The organism is Lysobacter enzymogenes (assembly GCF_023617245.1).
GTDB classification, from domain to species: Bacteria; Pseudomonadota; Gammaproteobacteria; order Xanthomonadales; family Xanthomonadaceae; genus Lysobacter; species Lysobacter yananisis.
This window is the reverse complement of sequence record NZ_CP067396.1, coordinates 4,197,679-4,219,627: the sequence shown is the minus strand read 5'-3', so window position 1 is coordinate 4,219,627 and position 21,949 is coordinate 4,197,679. Positions and strand designations below refer to the sequence as shown.

The following is a 21,949-nucleotide window of genomic DNA, read 5'->3' as shown; positions in this document are numbered from 1 at the left end:
CGGAGTATATCGTCGGCTCGCGGCGGTCTGGTGTCCGCGTTCAGGCGCGATGACAAGCCAACCGGGCCGATGTATCCGGTATACCGTCGCCGAGCGCGCGGCGTCGGCGCACAAAAAGAAAGGCCCCGCGCGAGCGGGGCCTTTGGCGGAGAGTCGCGGCCTGCTTGGAGGCTTAGACCTCGGCTTCCTCTTCCTTGTACGCATCCACCGGGATGCAGGCGCACATGACGTTCTTGTCGCCGTACACGTTGTCCACGCGCGACACCGGCGGCCAGTACTTCTGCAGCTTCAGCGACGGCAGCGGGAACGCGGCCAGCTCGCGCGGGTAGGCGCGGGTCCACTCGCTGGCGCTGACCTGGGTGGCGGTGTGCGGGGCGTGCTTGAGCGGGTTGTCCTCGCGGTCCAGACGGCCGTCCTCGACCGCGCGGATCTCTTCGCGGATCTGGATCATCGCGTCGATGAAACGGTCCAGCTCGTGCTGCGATTCGCTTTCGGTCGGCTCGACCATCAGCGTGCCGGCGACCGGGAAGCTCAGGGTCGGGGCGTGGAAGCCGAAGTCGATCAGGCGCTTGGCCACGTCCTCGGCGCTGATGCCGGTGGCGTCCTTGAGCGGGCGCAGGTCGAGGATGCACTCGTGCGCGACCAGGCCGTTGCGGCCGGTGTAGAGCGTCTCGTAATGCGGTTCCAGGCGCTTGGCGATGTAGTTGGCGTTGAGCAGCGCGACCTGGGTCGCCTTGCGCAGGCCCTGCGTGCCCATCAGGGTCACGTACATCCACGAGATCGGCAGGATGCTGGCCGAGCCGTAGCTCGCCGCGCTGACCATGCCGACCGCGCCTTCGCCGTCGACCGTCTTGGGCAGGAACGGCGCGAGGTGCGACTTGACCGCGCACGGGCCGACGCCCGGGCCGCCGCCGCCGTGCGGGATGCAGAAGGTCTTGTGCAGGTTCAGGTGCGAAACGTCGGAACCCCACTTGCCCGGCTTGGCCACGCCGACCAGGGCGTTCATGTTGGCGCCGTCGGTGTACACCTGGCCGCCGTGCTGGTGGATGATCTGGCAGATCTCGACGACTTCTTCCTCGAACACGCCGTGCGTGGACGGGTAGGTCATCATGATCGCGGCCAGGCGGTCGCTGTACTTCTCGGCGTTGCGGCGGATGTCCTCGACGTCGACGTTGCCGTTGGCGTCGGTCTTGGTCACCACCACGGTCATGCCGCACATCTGCGCCGAGGCCGGGTTGGTGCCGTGGGCGGAGTCGGGGATCAGGCAGATGTCGCGATGGCCCTCGCCGCGCGAGCGGTGGTAGGCGCGGATCGCCAGCAGGCCGGCGTATTCGCCCTGCGCGCCGGAGTTGGGCTGCAGGCTGACCGCGTCGTAGCCGGTGCATTCCACCAGCATCGCTTCGAGTTCGTCGATCAGCTGCTTGTAGCCGGTGGTTTGATCGGCCGGCGCCAGCGGATGGATGTTGCCGAACTCCGGCCAGGTCACCGGGATCATCTCGGCGGTGGCGTTGAGCTTCATCGTGCACGAGCCCAGCGGGATCATGGTGCGATCCATCGCCAGGTCCTTGTCGGCCAGCGAGCGCATGTAGCGCAGCAGCTCGTGTTCGCTGTGGTGGGTGTTGAACACCGGGTGCTGCAGGAACGCGGAGGCGCGACGCAGCGCGGCCGGGATCGCGTCGGCGGTGGACGCGTCGAGCGCGTCGATGTCGAGCTTGGCGCCGAACAAGCCGGCCAGCGCGGTGAGGTCGTCGCGGGTGACGGTCTCGTCGAGGCTGATGCCGACGCTGCCGGCGTCGATCTCGCGCAGGTTGATGCGCGCGGCGCGGGCCTGGGCGTGGATCGCGGCGGCGTCGACGCCGTCGATGCGCAGGGTGTCGAAGAAGCCGTCGGCGACCTTTACCCCGGCCTGGCGCAGCGCGGCGGCGAGGATCGCGGCCTGGCGGTGGACGCGGCGGGCGATCCGGGTCAGGCCGTCGGGGCCGTGGTAGACCGCGTACATGCTCGCCATCACCGCCAGCAGCACCTGCGCGGTGCAGATGTTGCTGGTGGCCTTCTCGCGGCGGATGTGCTGCTCGCGGGTCTGCAGGGTCAGGCGGTAGGCCGGCTTGCCGTCGCTGTCGACCGACACGCCGATCAGGCGGCCCGGCATCGAGCGCTTGTAGGCGTCGCGGCAGGCCATGAAGCCGGCGTGCGGGCCGCCGAAGCCGAACGGCACGCCGAAGCGCTGGGTGTTGCCGACCACGATGTCGGCGCCGAATTCGCCCGGCGACTTCAGCAGCACCAGGGCGAGCAGGTCGCTGGCCACGGCCAGGATCGCGCCGCGCGCGTGCAGCGCGTCGGCGGTGGCCTGGTAATCGCCGAGGCCGCCGAAGGTGTCGGGGTATTGCAGCAGCGCGCCGAACACGTCGGCGCTCGCGGCCTCGCTGTCGTCGGCGACCAGCAGCTGGATCTCCAGCGGCTCGGCGCGGGTGCGCAGCACTTCCAGCGTCTGCGGATGCACGTTCTTCGAGACGAAGAAGGTATCGGACTTGGACTTGGCCGAACGCTTGGCCAGGGTCATCGCCTCGGCCGCGGCGGTGGCTTCGTCGAGCAGCGAGGCGTTGGCGATCTCCATCCCGGTCAGGTCGGCGACCATGGTCTGGAAGTTGATCAGCGCTTCCATGCGGCCCTGCGAGATTTCCGCCTGGTACGGCGTGTAGGCCGTGTACCACGCCGGGTTCTCCAGGATGTTGCGCAGGATGACGTTGGGGGTGTGGGTGCCGTAGTAGCCGCGGCCGATGAAGCTGCGGAGCACCTGGTTCTTCGCGGCGATGGCGCGGATCTTGGCCAGCGCTTCCACTTCGCCGATCGCCGGCGGCAGGGCCAGCGGCTGGGGGGACTTGATCGAGCCGGGGACGATGGCGTCGGTCAGTGCTTCGAGCGAGGCGTAGCCGACCTGCTCGAGCATGTGGCCGATTTCGGCGTCGTTGGGGCCGATGTGGCGCTCGATGAAGGCGTCGTGGTGCTCGAGATCGCGCAGGGTCGAATGAGTCATGGGCAGGGGGCGTCCTAAGGCAACGTGCGGTGCCGCACGCGAGGCGCCCCTCTGTCCTTTTGCCTGAGAGTTTGGAAGCGTGCTGCGGCGCAGGCCGCTTGGGGGAGGGGGGCCGCTGGGGCCGCTCCTGTCCGCGCTCGCTTCGTGCCCCTTCGGCGCCGGTTCCGTCCGCGATGCCGCTGCGGCCGGGCGGTCTCTCCAGAGTTTTGTACACGCGGCGGTCTGGGGCCTGAGCGATTACGGGCGTTGCGCCTTCGGCAGCGGCCGGCCGGGGTGCCCGGGGCGGACGCTTCTCCCACCGCGTGGTCGAAGCGGGGATTATAGCCGTTGCCGAGGCGCGGTTGGGGGGCTGCCCGGGGGCGGCCCGAAGCCGCTGTAGGAGCGGCGCGAGCCGCGACCGCGGGGCGGCCGATTGCGCCGTAGGCGGGGTGTCGCGGTCGCGGCTTGCGCCGCTCCTACAGGGGCTTGCGGACAGATCGAAACAAGCCCGGAGCCGATCAGCGGCACCGCGCGGGAGTATGCTGTCGGCCCCCATTCATGCGATGAGGCCCGGCCATGGCCGCGCGACCGTTCCGCCTGCTGCAACTCGACCACGTGGTGCTGCGCGTGCGCGACACCGCGGCGATGGTGGCGTTCTACTGCGAGGTGCTCGGCTGCAGCGTGGAGCGGCGCCAGGACGAGATCGGCCTGGTCCAGTTGCGCGCCGGCGATTCGTTGATCGACCTGGTCGACGTCGAGGGCAAGATCGGCCGCCTCGGCGGCGCCGCGCCGGGCGAGCAGGGCCGCAACATGGACCACCTGTGCCTGCGCGCCGAACCGTTCGACCGCGAGGCCATCGCGGCGCACCTCGCCGCCCACGGCGCGCGCATCGGCGAGTTCGGCTCGCGCTACGGTGCCGAGGGCGAGGGTCCCTCGCAGTACCTGTACGACCCGGAAGGCAACATGGTCGAGCTGAAGGGCCCGCCCGACGCCCCGGTCGCGGCCTGAGCGCGGGGCGATGAGCGCAGATTCGATGAGCGCGGACCCGATGAGCGCAGACCCGATGAGCCCGGCTGGCCAGAGCCCGACCTGCCCGAGCGCGGCCGCATGAGCGCGGACGCCGCCAAAACGCCGATCCCGATCCGCCGCCTGGCCCTGCTGCTGGGCGGGCTGGCGATGTTCGGGCCGTTCTCGATCGACACCATCTTCCCGGCGTTTCCGGCGATGGGCGCGCAACTGGGCGCGGACAAGCTGCAGATGCAGCAGACCATCAGCGTGTACCTGGTGGCTTATGCGTTGATGAGCATCGTGCATGGGCCGCTGTCGGATGCGATCGGGCGGCGGAAGGTGATTTTGGGTGGGTTGGCGGTCTTTACGTTGGCTTCGGCTGCGTGCGCGTTGGCCACGGATCTGCCTACTTTGCTTTTCTTTCGCGCGGTACAAGGGCTGTCGGCGGGTGTTGGCCTGATCGTCGGCCGCGCCGTCATCCGCGACCTGCTGCACGGCGACGACGCGCAGCGGTTGATGAGCCAGGTGATGATGATCTTCGGCATCGCCCCGGCGATCGCGCCGGTGATCGGCGGCTGGATCCTGGGCTGGTCGCACTGGCCGGCGATCTTCTGGTTCCTGGTCGCGTTCTCGGTGGCGCTGTGGGCGGCGGTGGCGCTGCTGCTGCCGGAAACCCACCCGCCGCAGGCGCGCTTGGCGCTCAAGCCCAAGCGCCTGATGCGCGACTACGTGGCGATCTTCCTCAACCCGCGCTTCCAGCGCCTGACCGCGGTCGGCGCGTTCAACTTCGGCGCGCTGTTCCTGTACATCGCCTCGGCGCCGGCGTTCGTGCTCGACATCCTCAAGCTCGGCGAGCGCGACTTCGCCTGGTTCTTCGTGCCGACCATCGGCGGCATGGTCGCCGGTTCGTTCGTGTCCGGGCGCGCGGCCGGCAAGGTCAGCGGCGACCGCCTGGTCGACATCGGCTTCGCCTGCTGCGCGCTCGCCATCGCCTTGAACCTGGGCTACAACCTGTGGACCGACGCGCCGCGGGTGCCGTGGGCGGTCGCGCCGATGTGCATCGGCGCGTTCGGCATCGCCCTGGTGTTCCCGATCGTGACCTTGTCGATCCTCGACATGTACCCGCACCAGCGCGGCTCGGCGTCCTCGCTGCAGGCCTTCGCCGGACTGGTGGTCAACGCGCTGCTGGCCGGGGTGATCTCGCCGCTGCTGAGCGACAGCGCGCTGCACCTGGCGGTGGCGGCCTCGGGCCTGACCGCGGTGGGGTGGCTGTTCTGGCGCTGGGAAGCCTGGGTGTCGCGCAACCGCGTGGCGCGCGTGCCCGAGGACGCGGTGGTGATCGAGCCGCAGGATTCGTTGTAGCCGTCAGGTCGTGCTGCCGTGGCGGTCGTTTTCTGCAAAAGCGGCGCGCGGCGCGACCGCGAACCGTCGCTTACGGCGCAAACGGGCAACCCCGCAGTCGCGGCTTGCGACGCTCCTGCATTCGGATACCGGCCACCGGCCAAGCCCGGCAAGCCCATGCCCGGCTTCGGGGACTAAGCTGTAGCCACCGCGGCGCGCACGGCGCCGCACCGGCAGCCAGGCCGCGCCACGCGCTCCCAGCCATGTGCATTCGCTCATGCAGGAGCAACCGCCATGGCGCAACGCGTTCCTTTCCACCTGTTCGACGTTTCGGTGCGCGAGCGCATCGAACTGAGCCCGTCGATGCTGCGCTTCGTCTTCGCCGGCCCGTCGCTGGCGCAGGCGCGCAGTTTCGGGCCGGACCAACGCATCAAGATCTTCTTCCCCAACGCCGCCGGCGAGCTCAGCGTGCCGCGCGGCGAGGACTGGTACGCGCGTTACCGCGACCAGCACGAGGCCCAGCGCGCGCCGATGCGCACCTACACCATCCGCGCCTTGCGGCCGGACGCGAGCGAACTGGACGTGGACTTCGCCGCCCACGGCGACAGCGGTCCGGCCTCGAGCTGGGCGCTGCGCGCGCGCCCCGGCGACCGGGTGCTGCTGCTGGCGCCGCACGCCAGCCAGGACGACAGCGGCGGGGTCGAATGGCGCCCGCCGGCGGACGTGCGCGAGGTGCTGCTGATCGCCGACGAGACCGCGCTGCCGGCGGTGGCCGGCATCCTCGAATCGCTGGCCGCGCAGCCGCGCCCGCCGAAAGTGCGCGCCTACATCGAAGTGCCGCTGCGCGCCGACGTGGTCGATCTGGTCGGCCCGGGCGACATGCGCATCCATTGGCTGCCGCGCGCCGAACGGCGCGACGAACCGCCTGCCGACTACGGCGCGCGCCTGGTCGAAGCGATCCGCGCGGCGCAGCTGACGCCGGCGCAGGCGGGCGAGGGCGGCGAGGCGTTGGCGGAGGTCGATGTGGACCGCGAGATCCTGTGGGAACAGGCGGCGGCGACCGCCTCGGGCTTCTACGCCTGGATCGCCGGCGAGGCGGGAGCGGTGATGGCGATCCGGCGGCATCTGGTCGGCGAGCGCGGGTTCGCGAAGTCGGCGATCAGTTTCATGGGGTATTGGCGCAAGGGGCGGGTGCTGGATTGAGCGAGGGCGGCGGCATGTGTTGCTGATGCCGTTGCTTTGCCGTTGCTTTTTCCTTTGCTTGGCCGCCACCTTGCATGCGGCCCCTGTTGCGCAGACCCGGAGGGCGCGCGCATGGATGCGCGCGTGCGCCATCGGGCATGGATGCCCCTTATGGCGCATCCCCGCGCCCGGTGCTGGACTTAGTGGCTTGTGACCTTAAACAAGCGTTTTTCTTTGGCTGCTGGTCTCTAACCTCAAGTGCATCACCTCAGTGAGGCACTGTGAATGGGTCAGCAGTATTCGCATCTGAGCGCAGAAGAGCGCGGGGCCATCATGGTCTTGATCGCCCAAGGGGCGAGCGGACGGCAAATCGCCCAGACGTTGGGTCGGGCGCAAAGCACAATTGCTCGCGAGTTGCGCCGTAATGGGTTTCGGTCCCATTCGGGGCCGCCGCTGCGCGGACGCCCTCGTTTCGACCCTGGCTACGATGCGACCCGGGCGGGCCGGCGGGCCCAGCGACTGCGGCGACGGGCGCGGGTGCGCCGCAAGCTGCGACGCGACACCGTGCTGTGGCGACGCGTGCGCTATTGGCTGGAACGGTGCTGGTCGCCGCAACAGATTGCCGACAAACTGCGGGATCTGTACCCGGACCGGCCCTGGCTGCGCGTGTCGCACGAAACGATCTATACCGCGATTTATGCGATGCCGCGCGGCGAATTGCGCCGCCAGGTGACCCGTCTGCTGCGGCAGGGGCGCAAGTCCGGCCGCCGCACGCGCCAGGGAAGCGACGCCCGCGGCCATCTGCCGGATCTGCCCAACATCCGCCTGCGGCCGCCGGCCGCGCATGAGCGCCTGATGCCGGGGCATTGGGAGGGCGACCTGATCGTGGGCGCGCACAACCGCTCGGCGATTGGGGTATTGGTCTGCCGCCGCACCTTGTACGTCAAGCTGGTCAAGCTCGCCGACGCGACCGCGCACACGGTGCTGGAGGCCTTCAGCTCGGCGTTCGAAGGCGTGCCGGAAAGTTTGAAGAAGACCTTGACCTACGACCAGGGCAAGGAAATGGCATCGCATCGGCAGTTGAGCGAACGCACTGGTTTAGCGATCTACTTCGCCGACCCCCATAGCCCGTGGCAACGCGGAACCTGCGAAAACACCAACGGCTTGTTGCGGCAATACTTTCCCAAGGGCACCGATCTGTCGGTGCATTCTGCGCAGCGCCTCAAAGAGGTGGCGTGGGAAATGAACAACCGCCCCCGCCGTAGCCTGGGCAGGCGCTCGCCCGTCGAGGTGCTCTATGAGGAACTCAAAAACCCGCGGGCGCAGGGTGATGCACTTGGACATTGACTCCGCCACTACTTTCTTTTGTCGCGCTGACAAAAGAAAGTAGCTCGGCCGCTTGCGGACGAAAGCTTTGGATGGTGGCTTGTCGTCGCGCGAAACATCGATAACGGCGAAAGCAGCAGCAAAATCAAAATGGGTTCCGGCTTTCGCCGGAATGACGGGCGAGGGGTTGCGTATCCGACTGTAGGAGCGGCGCGAGCCGCGACCGCGGCAACGCAACCAAGGTGAAACTTTCACTGTGTTTGCCGTGGCGCGGTCGCGGCTTGCGCCGCTCCTACAAGGGGCGTGCCGCGGTGGGATTCGTCTTTGCGTGTGCGTGTGCGTGCGCGTGCGCGTGACGACAAGCGAAGATCCAGAGCTTCCGTCCGCAAGCGGCCGGGTCACTTTCTTTGTCTTAAGCCACAAAGAAAGTAACCAAAGAAAAGGCCTTATCTTTTTCGGATCAAGAGCCACTAGGGCTCGAAAGGGGCGCGGGGCCGCGCCATAAGGGACATCCTGTCCCATGGCGCGCGTGCGCATCCATGCGCACGCCCTCCGGGGCTGCGGGACATGGGCTTCGCGTGGAGTTACGTCCGAGCGAATAGCAACAACAACATCAATGACAACGGCAACAGCTGCAATAGCGGCCTATGGCGATTTCAGCGAAAACTCACAGCAACCCCGGGTCGGTGATCCCGTGCGCGCCGGTCTCCACCCGCCCCGCGATGCGGCGGAAATACTCCGGATCGTTCGCGTCGGTCAGTACGAAGTCGTACCACTGGCAGCTCTCGTCGAGCCGGATCGGCCGGTAGCGCAGCGAGCCCGCGCCGAGCCGCTCCAGGCGCCGGTCGTACAGGCCGTACTGGTCGACCAGTTCCAGCCGCAGCGGCTTGCGGCCCGGGTTGCGCAAGGCCAGCACCAGCTTGCGATGGCGCACGCGCAGGTCGGGGATCGTGGTCGCGCTGGGGTTGGCGCCGTGCAGCGAACCGCGGAATTCGCGGTAGAAGCCGTTCGGCCCGAACACTTGCAGCGCGTAGGCGCGCTCGCCGCCGCTGCGCAAGGGCCAGTCGCCGTTGAGCGAGCGGCCGGGTTCGATGGTGTAGCGGCGCGGCACCGCGTCGGGGTCGAGCAGGTCGTAGACGTGGAACACCGCCGCGGCGCGGCCGCTGTTGCCGAAGCTCAGGCGCAGCGAGCGCGCGTCGCGGTCGAAGCGCTCGCCGACGTGCAGGTCGTACGGCAGCGCGCGCGAAGGCTTGATGCCGGCGTCCTGCCGCGCCGCACTCGGCGTCGCCGGCGGCTTGGGCGCGGGCAGTTTGCTCTGCTCGGCGACGATGCGGTCGGCATCGCCGGTGTAGGGCAGGGTCGGGATCGGTTCGTTGTTCGGGTTCTCGAAGTTGAACGCGGTGGTGAGGTCGCCGCAGACCGCGCGCCGCCACGGGCTGATGTTCGGCTCGATCACGCCGAAGCGCTTTTCCAGGAAGCGGATCACCGAAGTGTGGTCGAACACCTGCGAGTTGATCCAGCCGCCGCGGCTCCACGGCGAGATCGCGTACATCGGCACGCGCGGGCCCAGGCCGTAGGGACGGTCGTAGTAGACCGCCGGATCGGCGGAGGTGCCGTGCGAGGGGCCGGTGCGGGCGAAGTGGTGCTCGCCGCGCAGGTCGACGGTGGAACCGCCGAGCGGCTTGCGCTGCGCGTCCAGCGCCGGCGGCGCCGGCGGCGGCACGTGGTCGAAGAAGCCGTCGTTCTCGTCGAAGTTGACGATCAGCACGGTGCGCGCCCACACCGCGGGATCGGCGGTGAGCGCGTCGAGCACGCGCGCGGTGTAGTCCGCGCCCCAGATCGGCGCCGACGGGCCGGGGTGCTCGGAATACTTGGCCGGCGCGACCAGCCACGACACCTGCGGCAGCTTGCCGCTGCGCACGTCGTCGGCCAGATCCTCCAGCGTCCAGGTCTTCAGCGCCTTCTCCGCCAGCGCCGAACCCGGCGCGGCCGCGCGGTACTGGCGGAAGCCTTCCAAGGGGTTGTCGGAGAAGTTGTCGTCCATGTCCTGGTACAGCTTCCAGCTGACCCCGGCGCGCTCCAGCCGCTCGGGATAGGTGGTCCAGAAATAGCCTTCGCCGGCCGGGCCGGAGTCGTCGAAGGTGTTGACGATGGCCGGGCCGCCGCGGTCGGCGGCCGGGTTGTTGGTGCCGGTCCACAGGAACAGGCGATTGGGATTGGTGCCGGTCAGCTGCGAGCAGTGGTAGGCGTCGCACAGGGTGAAGGCGTTGGCGAGCGCGTACTGGAACGGAATGTCGGCTTCCAGGTAATGGCCCATCGAGCGCTCGGTCTTGGCCGGCAGCCACTGGTCCATCTTGCCGTTGTTCCAGGCCGCCTGGGCGTCGGGCCAGGTGTGCGGCGTGCCGCCGATGCGCTGCGCGCTGGTGGTCTTGGTATCGATGTGCCAGGGCTGGATTTCGCGGCCCTTGGCGTCGGTCTGGCGCCACACCGGCTTGCCGCCGGGCAGCGGGATCGGGAAGCGGTCGCCGAAACCGCGCACGCCGCGCATCGCGCCGAAGTAATGGTCGAAGGAGCGGTTCTCCTGCATCAGGATCACCACGTGCTGGACGTCGTGCAGGGTGCCGGTGACGCGCGCGGCGGGAATCGCCAGCGCTTTCTGGATCGACGGCGGGAACAGGTTGAGGGCGAGGCCGGCGGCGGTCGCGCCGGCGGCGCCGCGCAGGAAGCCGCGGCGCGAGGTGTCGTGTTGGTCGGTCATGGCGATCCGGGCGTGGGTCCCGCTCGAGAGCGGAGGCTGGGGGATGCGGTGGGCAGTACCGCTTCGGCAGCGTGCTGCGGGCGTATGGCAGTGCGGTGACGGTTCGCGGACCGCGGCGCCGACCTGTGGCGGCGTTCGCGCCGCGGTTGTGCGCGATGGCCCGTCCGGCCCCGCGCTGGCATACTCCCGGTTCAGTCAAAGCAAGGGAATGTCATGAACGAGACCGCCATCCCCGACGTCGCCCTGGTCGACAACACCGAACAGCGCACTCCGCTGGTGCTGGTGCTCGACTGCTCGGGCAGCATGACCGGCCCGCCGATGCAGCAGTTGAACGAAGGCCTGAAGCTGCTGGAGGACGAACTCAAGAGCGACGTGATCGCGGCCAAGCGGGTGCGCGTGCTGGTGGTGCGCTACGGCGGCTTCGACCAGGCCGAGCCGGCCGGCGACTGGTGCGACGCGATGGACTTCACCGCGCCGGTGCTGGAAGCGGCGGGCACCACCCCGACCGGGCGCGCGATCGACTTGGCGCTGAGCGAGATCGAAAACGAGAAGCAGCGCTTCAAGGCCGCCGGCGTGGCCTATACCCGGCCGTGGCTGTTCCTGATGTCCGACGGCGCGCCGACCGACGCGTGGGAAGCCTCGGCGCAGCGCGCGCGCGATGCGGAAACCGCCAACAAGGTGGCGATCTTCCCGATCGCGGTCGGGCAGGGCGACGAGCGCATCATGAGCCAGTTCAGCAGCAAGGGGCCGGGCGGGGTCAAGCGCCTGCAGGGCCTGCAGTTCCGCGAGCTGTTCCTGTGGCTCAGCGCGAGCATGCAGGTGGTCTCGCAGTCGCGTCCGGGCGGCGCCGCGCAGCTGCCTTCGACCGACACCTGGTCCTCGGTTCCGACCTGAGCGGGGCGCGCATGGGCTGGCGGATCTATGCCGCATCGGCGGTCGGCACCTCGCACCTGGACAAGGGCATTCCCTGCCAGGACGCGTGCGCCTTCCACGTCGAGGGCGAATTGTTGGCCGCGGTGGTCTGCGACGGCGCCGGCTCGGCCGCGCGCAGCGACGTCGGCGCGCGGCTGATCGCCGACGGCCTGGCGCGCGCGCTGGGCGAGCGGCTGGCGCGCGAACCGGAACTGCTGGCGGGGCCGCGCGAGGACTTCGCCGCGGCCGCCGCCGAAGCGGTGGCGCAGGCGCGCGCGGCGCTGGTCGAGCGCGCCGACGCCGACGGCCGCGCGCTCGGCGACTATGCCGCGACCGTGGTCGGTTACGCCGGCGACGCGCACAGCGGCTGGTTCCTGCACATCGGCGACGGCATCGGCGTGGCCGAAGCCGTCGACGCGGACGCCGCGGCGCCGGTGGTGTCGCTGCCGGCCAACGGCGAGTACGCCAACGAGACCTGGTTCGTGACCGGCGAAGGCTGGCGCGAGCAGTTGCGCGTGCTGCGGGTGCCGGCGCCGACCGCGCGCCTGGCGCTGATGTCCGACGGCGCGATGCCGTTCGCGATGGCGCGCGGCAACGCCGCGCTGTATGCGCCGTTCATCGATCCGGTGTCGCGCTACCTGGCTTCGGTGGACGAGGACACCGGCAGCCGCGCGCTGCACGGCACCCTGGCCGATCCGCGCACGCACGGCATCACCTCCGACGACAAGACCCTGCTGATCGCGCTGCGGGGCTGAGAACGCCGGCGATGAGCAGCCTCACCACCGGCAGTCCCATCCACATCGGCTCGCGCGCCACGCGCCTGGGGCCGCTGATCAAGAGCGGCGGCGCCGGCAGCGTCTACCTGCTCGGCGACGATCCGCGCAGCGTGGCCAAGATCTACCACGCGCGGGTCGATCCGCCGAGCTACACCGACCGGATCGAGGCGATGCTGCAGCTGCGGCCGAAGCTGCCCGACCAATACGAGGACGGCAAGCGCTACGTGCAGATCGCCTGGCCCGACGCGACCGTGCGCGACGCGCAGGGGCGCTTCGTCGGCTTCGCGATGCCGGCGCTGGACGTGGATGCCACTTCCGAGCTCGAGCAGATCCTGCAGGAGCGCCAGGCGCGCGCGGCCGGGCTGCCGGTCGGGCTCGGCCACAAGGTCACCCTGGCGGCGAACCTGGCCTCGGTGCTCGCGGCGCTGCACGCGCAGCACCATTACGTGGTCGACCTCAAGCCGGTCAACCTGCGCTTCTATCGCGCTTCGCTGTACATCGCGCTGCTGGACTGCGACGGTTTCAGCATCCAGGGCCGCGGCCGCCGCTTCCACGCGCCGCAGTACACGCCCGACTACCTGGCGCCGGAATACCAGATCCGCGCGCTCGACGAAGCCGGCGAAGAAACCCAGGACCGCTTCGCCCTGGCGGTGGTGATCTTCCAACTGCTGAACTTCGGCATCCATCCCTACAGCGGCCGGCCCGCCTACGACCGGGTGCCGACCGACGTGCCCGGGCGCATCCGCGAGCGTTGCTACGCCTATTCCCAGCGCGGCAATCCGATGATGGCGCCGAACCCGGTCAGCGGCCACGCGCTGATGCCGCGCGAGTTGCGCGACCTGTTCGACCGCGCCTTCGGCGACGATCCTTCGCAGCGCCCGAGTTCGTCGCAGTGGAGCGAATGCTTGCGCGCCTATGCCCAGCCTTCGCGCGGGCTGATCGTGATCTGCGCCAACAACCGCGAGCACCAGCACTACGCCGGCCAGCCGTGCGCGGCCTGCGTGCGCCACGACCTGCTCAACGTCACTGCGCGCACCGCCGCGGCGCGGCCGCGGCCGGCGCCGCACGCGCGCGCGCCGCGACCGCAACCGCAGGGGCGCGGCTGGTGGCGCACCGCCGCGCCGGCGCAACCGGCGGCGACCGCGCCGCCGCGGCTGCGGGTGGCGCGGCCGCAACCGCCGATGCAATGGAATCCCTACTACGCGCCGCCGGCGGGCCCGCCGAGCGCGCCGGCGCCGTCGCGCAGCGGCTGGCGCGCGCGCCTGGCCGGACGCGTGCGCGCGCTGGCCGCGCTGGCCGCGCCGCTGGCGTTCGGCTATGGCGCGAGCCAGGTGCAGCGTTTCTACGAATCGCTGCGGGTGGCCACGCGCACGCCGCTGGACGGCTGGATGAACCTGATCCTGTTGACCTTCCTCGGCGCCGGCTTCATCGCGCTGTGCTACGTGTTCGTGATCGCGATCCCGCGACGGCTGGTGCGCCTGTGAGCTGGCGCCGGCCGAACTACCGCTGGCAGATGCGCGCGCCGACCCGCTTCCCGCTGGTCAAGTCGCTGGTGCTGGCGTTCTTCACCGTGCTGGTGCTGGCGCCGGCGACCGCCTGGGTGATGTCGCTGCCGATGTGGGCGATGGACACGCTGGGCTATCTGCTCGCTTCCTCGGCGCAGCCGCGCATGCGCTGGTTCGGCGCGGCGATGCTGTTGGCCGGCGTGCCGTCGCTGGCGGCGGTGGGCTGGCGGGCGTGGCGCGATCGCGATCTCGACGCCGGGGTGATGGCGGGCGTCGCGACGGTGGCGTGGCTGGTGCTGATCACGATGGTGTTGCGCTGACGGCGCATTCGCCGATCGCCGCGAACGGCCGCGCGCGCAAGCGGCGCGCCTGAGCGCAAGGACGAACCGAGGCAGCGGGCCTGAAAGCCCTCCCACAACCGCTGGGGAGGTCCGGTCAGCGGCGGCGCGCATCGCGCGCGCGAGCTTGTGGGAGGGCCTTCAGGCCCGTTGCCTTGGTGCCGGTCGACGCCTTCGGGCCGACCCGTTCGCCTGCTTGCATCCTTCCCGCGTCGCGCGCCTGCGCGCCGATGGCCCATTTCCGAATTCCCGGTCCCGCACCAGGCAAGCTCCGGCCGGTGCGCGTCGGCCCCCTGCCTGACGCGCACCGGCCGGATCGCCGGGACCGGCTCCTGCAAGCCGGCCCCCCATCGGCCCGGGGCGCGCCGCCCGTTGCAGGCGGAGGCGCCGGATGCGTTGCCTGGACCGCCCTGGGGTGGCGGTCGAAGCGGGCCGATGCTTGCTCGTGGCGGCCGGTCGCGACCGGCCGCGCGGTAAGTCGTCGCCGTCAGCCTCCCGCGTTGGGCAGTTCGGCCACGGTCGCGCCGACGATGCTCGGCTTGCGCGACGTGGTGGCGCCGGAAAACGTCTGCGTCGCCGGGTCCGCGCTCCAGCCGGCGGCGAGGCTGCCGCCTTCGGCTTCGAACACGAACGGCCCGATCCGCAGCCCGGTCGCGGCCTTGAACGGGTCGGCGAAGCGGCGGAAGGTCGAGGTGCTGGTGCGGATCGCGAACGAGGGCCGGTAGCCCACGCACACGCCGCTCTTCATCAACCCGAAGAAGCCGCGCTCGCCGAACACCGGCTGGCCGCGGGTTTCCACGGTGTCGCCGCCGAAGGCGCTGTAGCCGGGCATGAACGGCCCGTCGATCATCGAGCGGGCGAACTCGCCGTCGAACCACTCGCCCGGGCGGATGGCGATGGTGTCCACCGCCTGGAAGTCCAGCGACAGCTCCAGCTTGTTGTCGAATTCGAATTCGTCGATGCGCTCCCAGCGGCCGTTGATGCGCACCTGCCAGAACAGCTGGCGGATGCGGCCGCGGCGGCCGGCCCAGGTCTGGGCGAAGTCGTAGGGCGCCTCGCGGTTGCTGAAGCCCAGGGTGACCCCGGCCGGGCCGCGGCCGGATTCGACCTGCGCCACCCACTCGTCGCAACTGCGCGCCAACCGCCAGTCCGGGACCTTGGGCATGCGGATCAGGTTGAGGTCGGACAGGCGCACGTGGAAACGCTCGTCGCCGCAGCGGCGTTGGGCCTGGCCGAGCCCGGGCGACTGGCATTGGGCGACCAGCGCGGCGTAATGGGCCTGGGCCCGGTTCATCCCGGCCTGGGCGGCGACGATGCGCGCCTGGTGGCCGCGCCCGCGCTCGCTGCCGAGCCACTGGGTGAAGCTGGGCTGGTTGTCCTCGACCTGGGCGGCGTAGGCCGAGGCGGCCGAGGCGCTGGCCAGGGTGTACTGGTTGGTCGCGGTGGTCAGCGCGTCGTCGGCGTCGTTGAGGTGCTGGCGCAGGCTGCGGTAGTCGGTCTGGGCCAGCGCGGTGTTGAGGAACTGCTGGTAGGCCTGGTGCACGGTGTCGCCGCTGGAGACATAGGCGCCGATCGCGCTCCATTGCGGCGCGGTGGCGCAGAAGTCGTGCTGGGCGGCGTGGACGAAGCCGGCCTGCGGGCACGGCCAGTCCCAGGGCACGCTGGGGTAGATCAGCTGGAAGTCGTCCGGCGACAGGCCCATCGAATCGACCAGGGCGCGGTAGAGCAGGCCCCAGGGCTTGTCGTCGAAGTCGGCGTTGGCGGCCAGGCCGGCGTCGAGCCGGGCGAGTTCCAGCAGGCGCCGGTCCTGGGCGCCGTGGCGGAACTGCGACAACGGGCCGGTCTCCTCGTCCTGCGCCTCCAGCGACGGCGGCGACGCTTCGCCGACGTGGGAATACGGGGGCTCGAATTCGGACATGGTGCGCTCCTGCCTGGCTTTGCGCGCCGCGGGCCGCGGGCCCGGGAGGGCATCGCGGCGGCGGATCGCGGCGTGCGGCGATCCGTTGCCGCGCAGGCTGCGCGCCGGCCGGCAGGCGCGCCTTACGGCAACCTTACGGAGCGATAATCGTTTTTATTTCAATGACTTGAGTTCGAGTCCGCGGCGCCGCCGCGCGGCGGCAGGCGGCCCGCGGAAGGTTTCGAAGCGGCCCGCGGCCCGGGCTCACGGCCGCTAACCCCGCGCTCACCGCCGCCCTACCGGGCCTCACCGGCATCTGCGACCGGGGTCGCGAAGGGTCGCAAAGGGCGGCGACCGTAAGGTTGTCGGAAGGTGCCGGCGCGGCCGCGCGGCCAAGGTGGGGGCGCGGCCGTTGCCGCAGCTTCGCGCCGGCCGCCCCGCTTCGATGGGTCGGACCGTCGGCCCGATCCGCGGGCCCGGCCGGCGCAGGCCCACCGTCTCGCGCACCTTTATTCCCGGAGAGAGAAACCCATGAACGCCACCCTCGTGAAGTGGTCGCTGACCGCCGCCCTCGCGCTCGCCGCGGTCCCGGCCCTGGCCGCCGAGCCGCTGCCGGCCTGCAAGGACCTGCCCAAGAACGTGCAGACCATGATCCGCGACTTCGACGCCTGCGCCCGCACCGCCGACCCGGCCAAGGCCTGCCTCCGGTCCAAGCTCAACGCCCGCGCCTACGACAACGCCCAGGGCCTGCTGCCGCCGCTGGGCGGGATCGGCGCGCAGTACTGGCGAGCCTCGCCGGCGCTGCTGGGTTCGCCGCAGGGCCTGGTCTACAACCTCGCCGTCGGCGCGAAGGGCAAGCCGATCAGCAAGCGCTACTACACCGGCGACAACTTCAAGGCGTTCTGCGAGATCGCCGGCAAGTGACCCCGCGCGGGCGGCGGCGCGGACGCGCCGCCGTTCCGCCGCCGCCCCTTCTTCGAGGACCACCGCCATGAACCACATCGATCGCGCCGCGTTCGTCCTGGGCCTGTGCCTGCTCGCCGGCGCCGCCGCCGCGGCCGCGCCCAAGGCCTGCACCAGCCTGCCGCCGGACATCAAGGAAGCCATGCGCACCATGTCGTTCTGCATCACCGCCACCGACCCGGTGGCCGAGTGCGGGCGCAACGGCATGGACGTGCAGATCTTCTCCAACAACGAGGGCAAGCTGCCCAACGCCGGCCGCGGCCAGGTGTATTGGGAAGGCAAGATCCGCCAGAACACCGGCGCCGCCGGGCAGCGCCGGCTGGTGTACCTGGTCACCGACGGGACCAAGAAGGTGGTCGCGGCGCGGTACTACACGCCGGACCACTACGCGAATTTCTGCACGATCAACTGAGGCCGGAGCGGCGCGGACCGCGCCGGCGCGGGCGTCGCGCCCGAGCGCCGGGCATCGCGGCCCGGCCGCGCGCGGCGGGCGACGCGTGCGCGCCGCCCGCCGCGGGGATGCGGACGCGGCTTACTTGCCCTTGCCCTTGGTCGGGGTGATCTGCGGATCGTTGCCGACCTGCGGATCGCAGGAGATCAGCTCCACGTCGTTGTAGTTGCTCTGGCGGTCGCGCACCAGCACGGTGAAGAAGATCAGCGTGGACACCGAGTTCTTGTTGAACAAGAACACCTTGCGCACGTTCTTCTCGCCGTCCTTGTCGTACTCGAACTCCGGCTCGCCGATCTGCTTGAAGGCGTCGGAGGTCAGCACGTTGACGATCTCGAAGCGCTCCTGGACCTGCGCCTCGAACGCGTATTCGATCCAGACCGGGCCGCCCTGGAAGGTCACCACGTCCGGGGCGAAGCTGTAGAAATAGTGGCCCTTGCCGGCGTTGCCGCCGAAACCGACGTGGGCCACGGTCAGCTCGATGCGGTGGGTCGGGTACTTGCCGTCGGGCTTGTGGCGCTTGTGCTTGCGCGCGTACTTGTCGGCGATCGCCGCCGGCTTGGCCGCTTTGGCGGAATCGTTCTTGGCGGAGTCTTTCTTGGCCATGATGGGGTTTCCTGTGGTCATGGTGGCTGCGGAGCGGTTTCGTAGAGGGCCACGAAACCGGGATTGCGGTAGCCGGCGCGCCGCAGCCAGGCGATCTGGCGCGCCGCGTCGGCGCGCTCGCCCAGATGCACCTGGCTGCGCGACCAGGCGTCCAAGACGATGCGGTCGCGGGTGTCGGCGACGGCGTCGGCGAGCAGGCGCTCGACCTGGCGGAAGTCGGCGCGCGCGCGCGCGGCCTCGCCGTCGGCGGCGTAGCGCTCGCCGCGCCAGGCCAGCGCGCGGGCGAGGCTGGACAGGTTGGGGATGTCGGCCGGCGCGTTGCGTTGCAGCGCCTGCAGGTCGGCGATGGCGGCGTCGGCGGCGCCGATGCCGGCGCGCGGATCGGCCTGGACCAGGCGCAGCCGCACCGTCGCGTCGAGCAGGCGCCATTCCGGCGGCGGATCGGTCTCGCGCATGATCGGCGCCAGCGTGCGCTGCGCCGCGCGCAGCCGTTCCAGCGCGCGTTCGCGCGCGCCGGCCATCGAAGCGACCCAGCCGGCGTGGGCGTAGGCGTGACCGAGATTGCGCCGCCACACCTTGTTGTCGGGTTGCTGCTCGACCAGCGAGGCCAGCATGCGCACGGCCTCGGCGCTCTCGCGTTCGGCCTGTTCCACTTCGCCGCGGTCCAGCGCCAGCACCGAGCTGCGCAGCAGCGAGGTCGCCAGTTTGCGCCGCCATTCGTCGGCGTCGGGCTCGCTGTCGACCAGTTCGCGCAGCATCTGGGTCTGCGCCGCGTAGCCCTGCGCGGCCTCGGCCAGCAGGCCGCGCGCGTCCTGCGCGCTGCTCAGCCACGACAGGCTGTCGACCAGTTCGAAGCGCAGCGACTTGTCGTCGGGCTTGTCGGCGAGCAGTTGCCGCTTGATCGCCACCGAGCGCGCGAACAGCTCGCCGGCCTCGTCGCTGCGCTGGCCGCTGAAGGCCAGGGTGCCGAGGTTGTTGAGCGCGTAGGACAGCTCCAGCCGCCAGCGCGGATCGGCCGGCGCGCGCTGGACCAACTGTTCGGACGCGCGCAGGTAGGCCTGCCAGTGGCTGCGCGCGCCGTCGAACCGCTTCTGCTGGTAGTCGTGATAGCCCAGCCAATAGGCGGTGGTACCGGATTCGGCCAGCGCGTCCAGCGACTGCGGCGCGCCGGCGACGGCGAGCGCGGAGGCCTCCTGCGCGCGCTCGAACGCGGCGCGCGCCTCGGCGAAGCGGGCCTGGTTCATCAGCACCTCGCCGACCGTGCGCAGCGCGCGCGCGTGGCTGACCAGCTCGCGCGGCTGCATGTCGGCCTCGGGCATGCGCTCCAGGTAGGACAGCGCCTGGCTGCCGACGCTGTCGAGCAGCTTGAGGTTGCCGATCGGACGCAACTGCTCGGCCAGGTCGCCGAGCATGAAGGCGACCAGGCGTTGGGCCTGGTCGCGGCGCTCCTCGGCCTCGCGCCGCGCCTGCCAGGCCTGCAGGCCCAGGCCGATCGCGACCACGGCCAGCAGGCACAAGGTCCCGATCGCGCCGGCGCGCAGCCATTGCTTGCGCCGTTGCTGGCGCTCGGAGGCGTGCAGGAACTGCAGGTCGTCGGCGTCGAGATCGGCCGGCAGGCGGCGCGCGGCTTCGCGCGCCTCGGCCAGCGGCCGGCCCGGATTGAGCAAGTGATCGTTGCGCCGGCCCTCGGCGGCCCAGCGCTTGGCCGCGCGCTGCAGGCGTTCGCGCGCCTGCAGCAGCTGCCGGTTCTCGCGCGTCCACTCGCGCGCGCGCGGCCACTGCCGCAGCAGCGCTTCGTGGGCGACGCCGAAGCCGGGTTCGCCGCCGCTGAGCTCGCCGACGAACAGGCGCGCGCGCACGAACGCCTCGGCCAACTCGCGCGCGGCCGCGTCCTCCAGGCTCGACCACGGCACCCGCCGGCCGGTGACCGCGTCGCTGTCGGGGCGGATCACGATCAGCGCCGCCAACACCCGCTCCAGCGCGGCCTGCGCCGGCGCCGGCAGTTCGGCGAACGCCTGCTCGGCGCGGTGCGCCAGCGCGCCTTCCAGGCCACCGAGTTCGCGGTAGGTCGACAGCCGCAGCACGCCGCCGTCGCCCTGGCGCTCGTACAGCGCCTGCAGGGTGTGCTGCAGCAGCGGCAGCGAATCGGGATGCTCGGCGGCGGCGTCGCGCAGCAGGTCGTCCAGGCGCAGCGAGCTGTCGGGGTCTTCCTCGAAGCTCAGCCCGGCCAGCGCCGCCGGCGCGCGGATGATCTGGCCGATCTCGCCGATGCGCGGGGTCAGCAGGTCGATGTGGCCGTCGCCGGCCTTGAGTTCGGCCAGGCCCGGGATTTTCTCCACCAGCGCCGGGTAGAAGTCGCTGCGGGTGATCGCGATCGCCGCGACCCGCGCGCTCGCGCACAGCGCGTGGAGCGCGGCGCCGAAGTCGCGGCGGTCGCTGTCGTCGATGCCGGGCGCGGCGACCGCGGCCTCGGCGTGGTCGACCACCAGCAGCAGGTGGGCGCGCTCGGCCGACGCCGCGGTGCGGCGCACGAAGGCGTCGTCGATGCGCGCGCGCACCGCGTCGGGCGCGCCGCGCAACTGCCGTTCCAGCCATGCCGCCTCGCTGTCGAGGAACACCGGGCGGCCGTCCAGCGACCACGCGCACAGCGCCTGCGCCAGCCGCGCCAGCAGGTCGCCGCCGCGGCAGGCGCCGAGGTCGAAGTAGGCGCTGGCCAGCGCGTGCAGGCCGTCGAAACCGCCGTCCTGGCGCAGCAGCGGCAGCACTCCGGCGCGCAGCAGCGAGGTCTTGCCGCAGCCGCTGGCGCCGGAGACCAGGACGAAGCGGCGCTGGTTGTCGATCTGCTCGCGCAGCGTCGCCAGCAACTCGGCGGTGGCGCGGCTGCGGCCGAAGAACACCCCGGCGTGGCCGTGATCGAACGAGCGCAGGCCGACGTAGGGACTGCCCTGGGTCCATGCCGCCGCGCGCGGCAGGCCGCTGCGGTAATCGTCGGGGAAGGCCACCGGCGCGATCAGGCGATAGCCGCGCTTGCGGATGGTCTCGATGAACTCCGGTTCGCGGCTGCTGTCGCCCAGGCGCCGGCGCAACTGGGCGATGGTCTTGTGGACCGGATTGTCGCCGTAGAAGGTGCCGCGCCAGATCTCGATCAGCAGTTGCTCGGCGCTGACCACCTCGCCGGCGCGCTCGGCCAGCGCGATCAGCACCTCCATCATGCGCGGTTCCAGCGCGGTGGACTGGCCGTCGCGAACGATGGTCAGGCGCTCGGGCTGCACCAGCAGCGCGCCGATGCGGAACTGCGAGACGCTGGCCAGGTTCTTGATCCGATCGATGCGTTGGGGCATCGCAGCGTGCGCTCGCGTGTCGTGCTTCAGGTCGTCGGGGGCGGTGCCGCGCGAAGCCTCAAGCGCGCCCCGCGTCCGCGGGCGCGGCCGGAGCCGGCGCGGCGGGCGAGGGGCCGCCGTGGGCGCTGCGCCCCTTCGCAGCGCCGAGCGGGGTGTGTCGCTGCGCGCAAACTAACAAACCTTGTCGCTTGCGTCTGTATCGAAAACGCAACTTCGGTGCGTTCGCCGGGCGCCTGTGCAGTATCCGGCGCTTGGGTGCGATCGGTGTCCGGTTGCGGTCGCAGTTTGCGTAACGCGCGCGCGAGAAAGTCGGCCGCAGCCGCGGCGGCAAGGAACGTGGGGCGGCGAGGCGCGGCGGGATGCGCCGGGACCGGCGATGCCGGCGTGCGAGTGCGGATACGCCGAAGCAAACACCGGACGCAGAAGGGCGGAGATAAAAAAAGCCGGCCGGGGGCCACCCCCCGCGGCCGGCACAGGCTTGCGGCCGAGGGGGATCAGCCGCAGCAATCGCGCGTCGACGAACGTCGCGGCCGCG

General features: G+C 70.9%; 15 protein-coding genes and 1 riboswitch. Of the genes, 10 read left to right on the top strand and 5 right to left on the bottom strand.

Annotation, left to right across the window (positions count from 1 at the left end):
* Positions 1-172: 172 nt before the first annotated feature.
* Positions 173-3,034, bottom strand: a complete 2,862-nt coding sequence (gene gcvP / locus JHW41_RS17345) for an aminomethyl-transferring glycine dehydrogenase (RefSeq protein WP_250443842.1) — start codon at positions 3,032-3,034, stop codon at positions 173-175.
* Between the two features lie 208 nt (positions 3,035-3,242).
* Positions 3,243-3,342: riboswitch (glycine riboswitch) on the bottom strand.
* Between the two features lie 247 nt (positions 3,343-3,589).
* Here gcvP and JHW41_RS17340 point away from each other — a divergent pair.
* The 4 genes from JHW41_RS17340 to JHW41_RS17325 all read left to right on the top strand — a co-directional run bounded on the left by JHW41_RS17340 (position 3,590) and on the right by JHW41_RS17325 (position 7,891).
* Positions 3,590-4,021, top strand: coding sequence for a VOC family protein (locus JHW41_RS17340; protein WP_250443839.1), 432 nt, complete (start codon positions 3,590-3,592; stop codon positions 4,019-4,021).
* A gap of 99 nt (positions 4,022-4,120) precedes the next feature.
* Positions 4,121-5,383, top strand: a complete 1,263-nt coding sequence (locus tag JHW41_RS17335) for a multidrug effflux MFS transporter (protein ID WP_250443835.1) — start codon at positions 4,121-4,123, stop codon at positions 5,381-5,383.
* Between the two features lie 273 nt (positions 5,384-5,656).
* A complete protein-coding gene (locus tag JHW41_RS17330) occupies positions 5,657-6,565 on the top strand; it encodes a siderophore-interacting protein (RefSeq protein WP_250443831.1) in 909 nt (302 codons plus the stop codon).
* A 264-nt stretch (positions 6,566-6,829) separates the two neighbouring features.
* Positions 6,830-7,891: an IS30 family transposase gene (locus JHW41_RS17325; protein ID WP_057945874.1), complete on the top strand. Its 1,062-nt coding sequence runs from the start codon at positions 6,830-6,832 to the stop codon at positions 7,889-7,891.
* Between the two features lie 646 nt (positions 7,892-8,537).
* Here the strand turns inward: JHW41_RS17325 and JHW41_RS17320 are convergent.
* Complete coding sequence (locus tag JHW41_RS17320; RefSeq protein ID WP_250443828.1) at positions 8,538-10,628, bottom strand: phosphocholine-specific phospholipase C; 2,091 nt, start codon at positions 10,626-10,628, stop codon at positions 8,538-8,540.
* Between the two features lie 213 nt (positions 10,629-10,841).
* Between JHW41_RS17320 and JHW41_RS17315 the strand changes: the two genes are divergently transcribed.
* The 4 genes from JHW41_RS17315 to JHW41_RS17300 are packed head-to-tail and all read left to right on the top strand — an operon-like array spanning position 10,842 to position 14,141.
* Positions 10,842-11,522 carry a vWA domain-containing protein gene (locus JHW41_RS17315; protein WP_057946872.1) on the top strand — a complete coding sequence of 227 codons (681 nt, stop codon included), beginning with the start codon at positions 10,842-10,844 and terminating at the stop codon, positions 11,520-11,522.
* 11 nt (positions 11,523-11,533) lie between these two features.
* Positions 11,534-12,295: a PP2C family serine/threonine-protein phosphatase gene (locus JHW41_RS17310; RefSeq protein WP_250443824.1), complete on the top strand. Its 762-nt coding sequence runs from the start codon at positions 11,534-11,536 to the stop codon at positions 12,293-12,295.
* Positions 12,296-12,306: 11 nt separating this feature from the next.
* Positions 12,307-13,800, top strand: coding sequence for a hypothetical protein (locus tag JHW41_RS17305; RefSeq protein WP_250443821.1), 1,494 nt, complete (start codon positions 12,307-12,309; stop codon positions 13,798-13,800).
* Positions 13,797-14,141: a hypothetical protein gene (locus JHW41_RS17300; RefSeq protein ID WP_078997255.1), complete on the top strand. Its 345-nt coding sequence runs from the start codon at positions 13,797-13,799 to the stop codon at positions 14,139-14,141. The genes JHW41_RS17305 and JHW41_RS17300 overlap by 4 nt, the downstream gene beginning before the upstream one ends.
* A gap of 505 nt (positions 14,142-14,646) precedes the next feature.
* Here JHW41_RS17300 and JHW41_RS17295 read toward each other — a convergent pair.
* Positions 14,647-16,077, bottom strand: coding sequence for a hypothetical protein (locus tag JHW41_RS17295; protein WP_057946876.1), 1,431 nt, complete (start codon positions 16,075-16,077; stop codon positions 14,647-14,649).
* A 510-nt stretch (positions 16,078-16,587) separates the two neighbouring features.
* On the opposite strand from JHW41_RS17295, the gene JHW41_RS17290 reads away from it, so the two are divergent.
* Together JHW41_RS17290 and JHW41_RS17285 are read left to right on the top strand one after the other, a co-directional pair.
* Entirely contained in the window at positions 16,588-16,980 is a 393-nt protein-coding gene (locus JHW41_RS17290) for a hypothetical protein (protein WP_250443816.1), read from the top strand.
* Positions 16,981-17,047: 67 nt separating this feature from the next.
* Positions 17,048-17,431 (top strand): ribonuclease domain-containing protein, encoded by a 384-nt coding sequence (locus JHW41_RS17285; RefSeq protein ID WP_078997257.1) that lies wholly within the window; start codon positions 17,048-17,050, stop codon positions 17,429-17,431.
* Between the two features lie 120 nt (positions 17,432-17,551).
* Here the strand turns inward: JHW41_RS17285 and JHW41_RS17280 are convergent, their stop codons facing one another.
* Positions 17,552-18,073: a hypothetical protein gene (locus tag JHW41_RS17280; protein WP_138884800.1), complete on the bottom strand. Its 522-nt coding sequence runs from the start codon at positions 18,071-18,073 to the stop codon at positions 17,552-17,554.
* 17 nt (positions 18,074-18,090) lie between these two features.
* The gene (locus JHW41_RS17275; protein WP_250443813.1) at positions 18,091-21,414 is read right to left on the bottom strand and encodes a winged helix-turn-helix domain-containing protein; all 3,324 of its coding nucleotides are present in this window, start codon (positions 21,412-21,414) and stop codon (positions 18,091-18,093) included.
* Positions 21,415-21,949 lie beyond the last annotated feature (535 nt).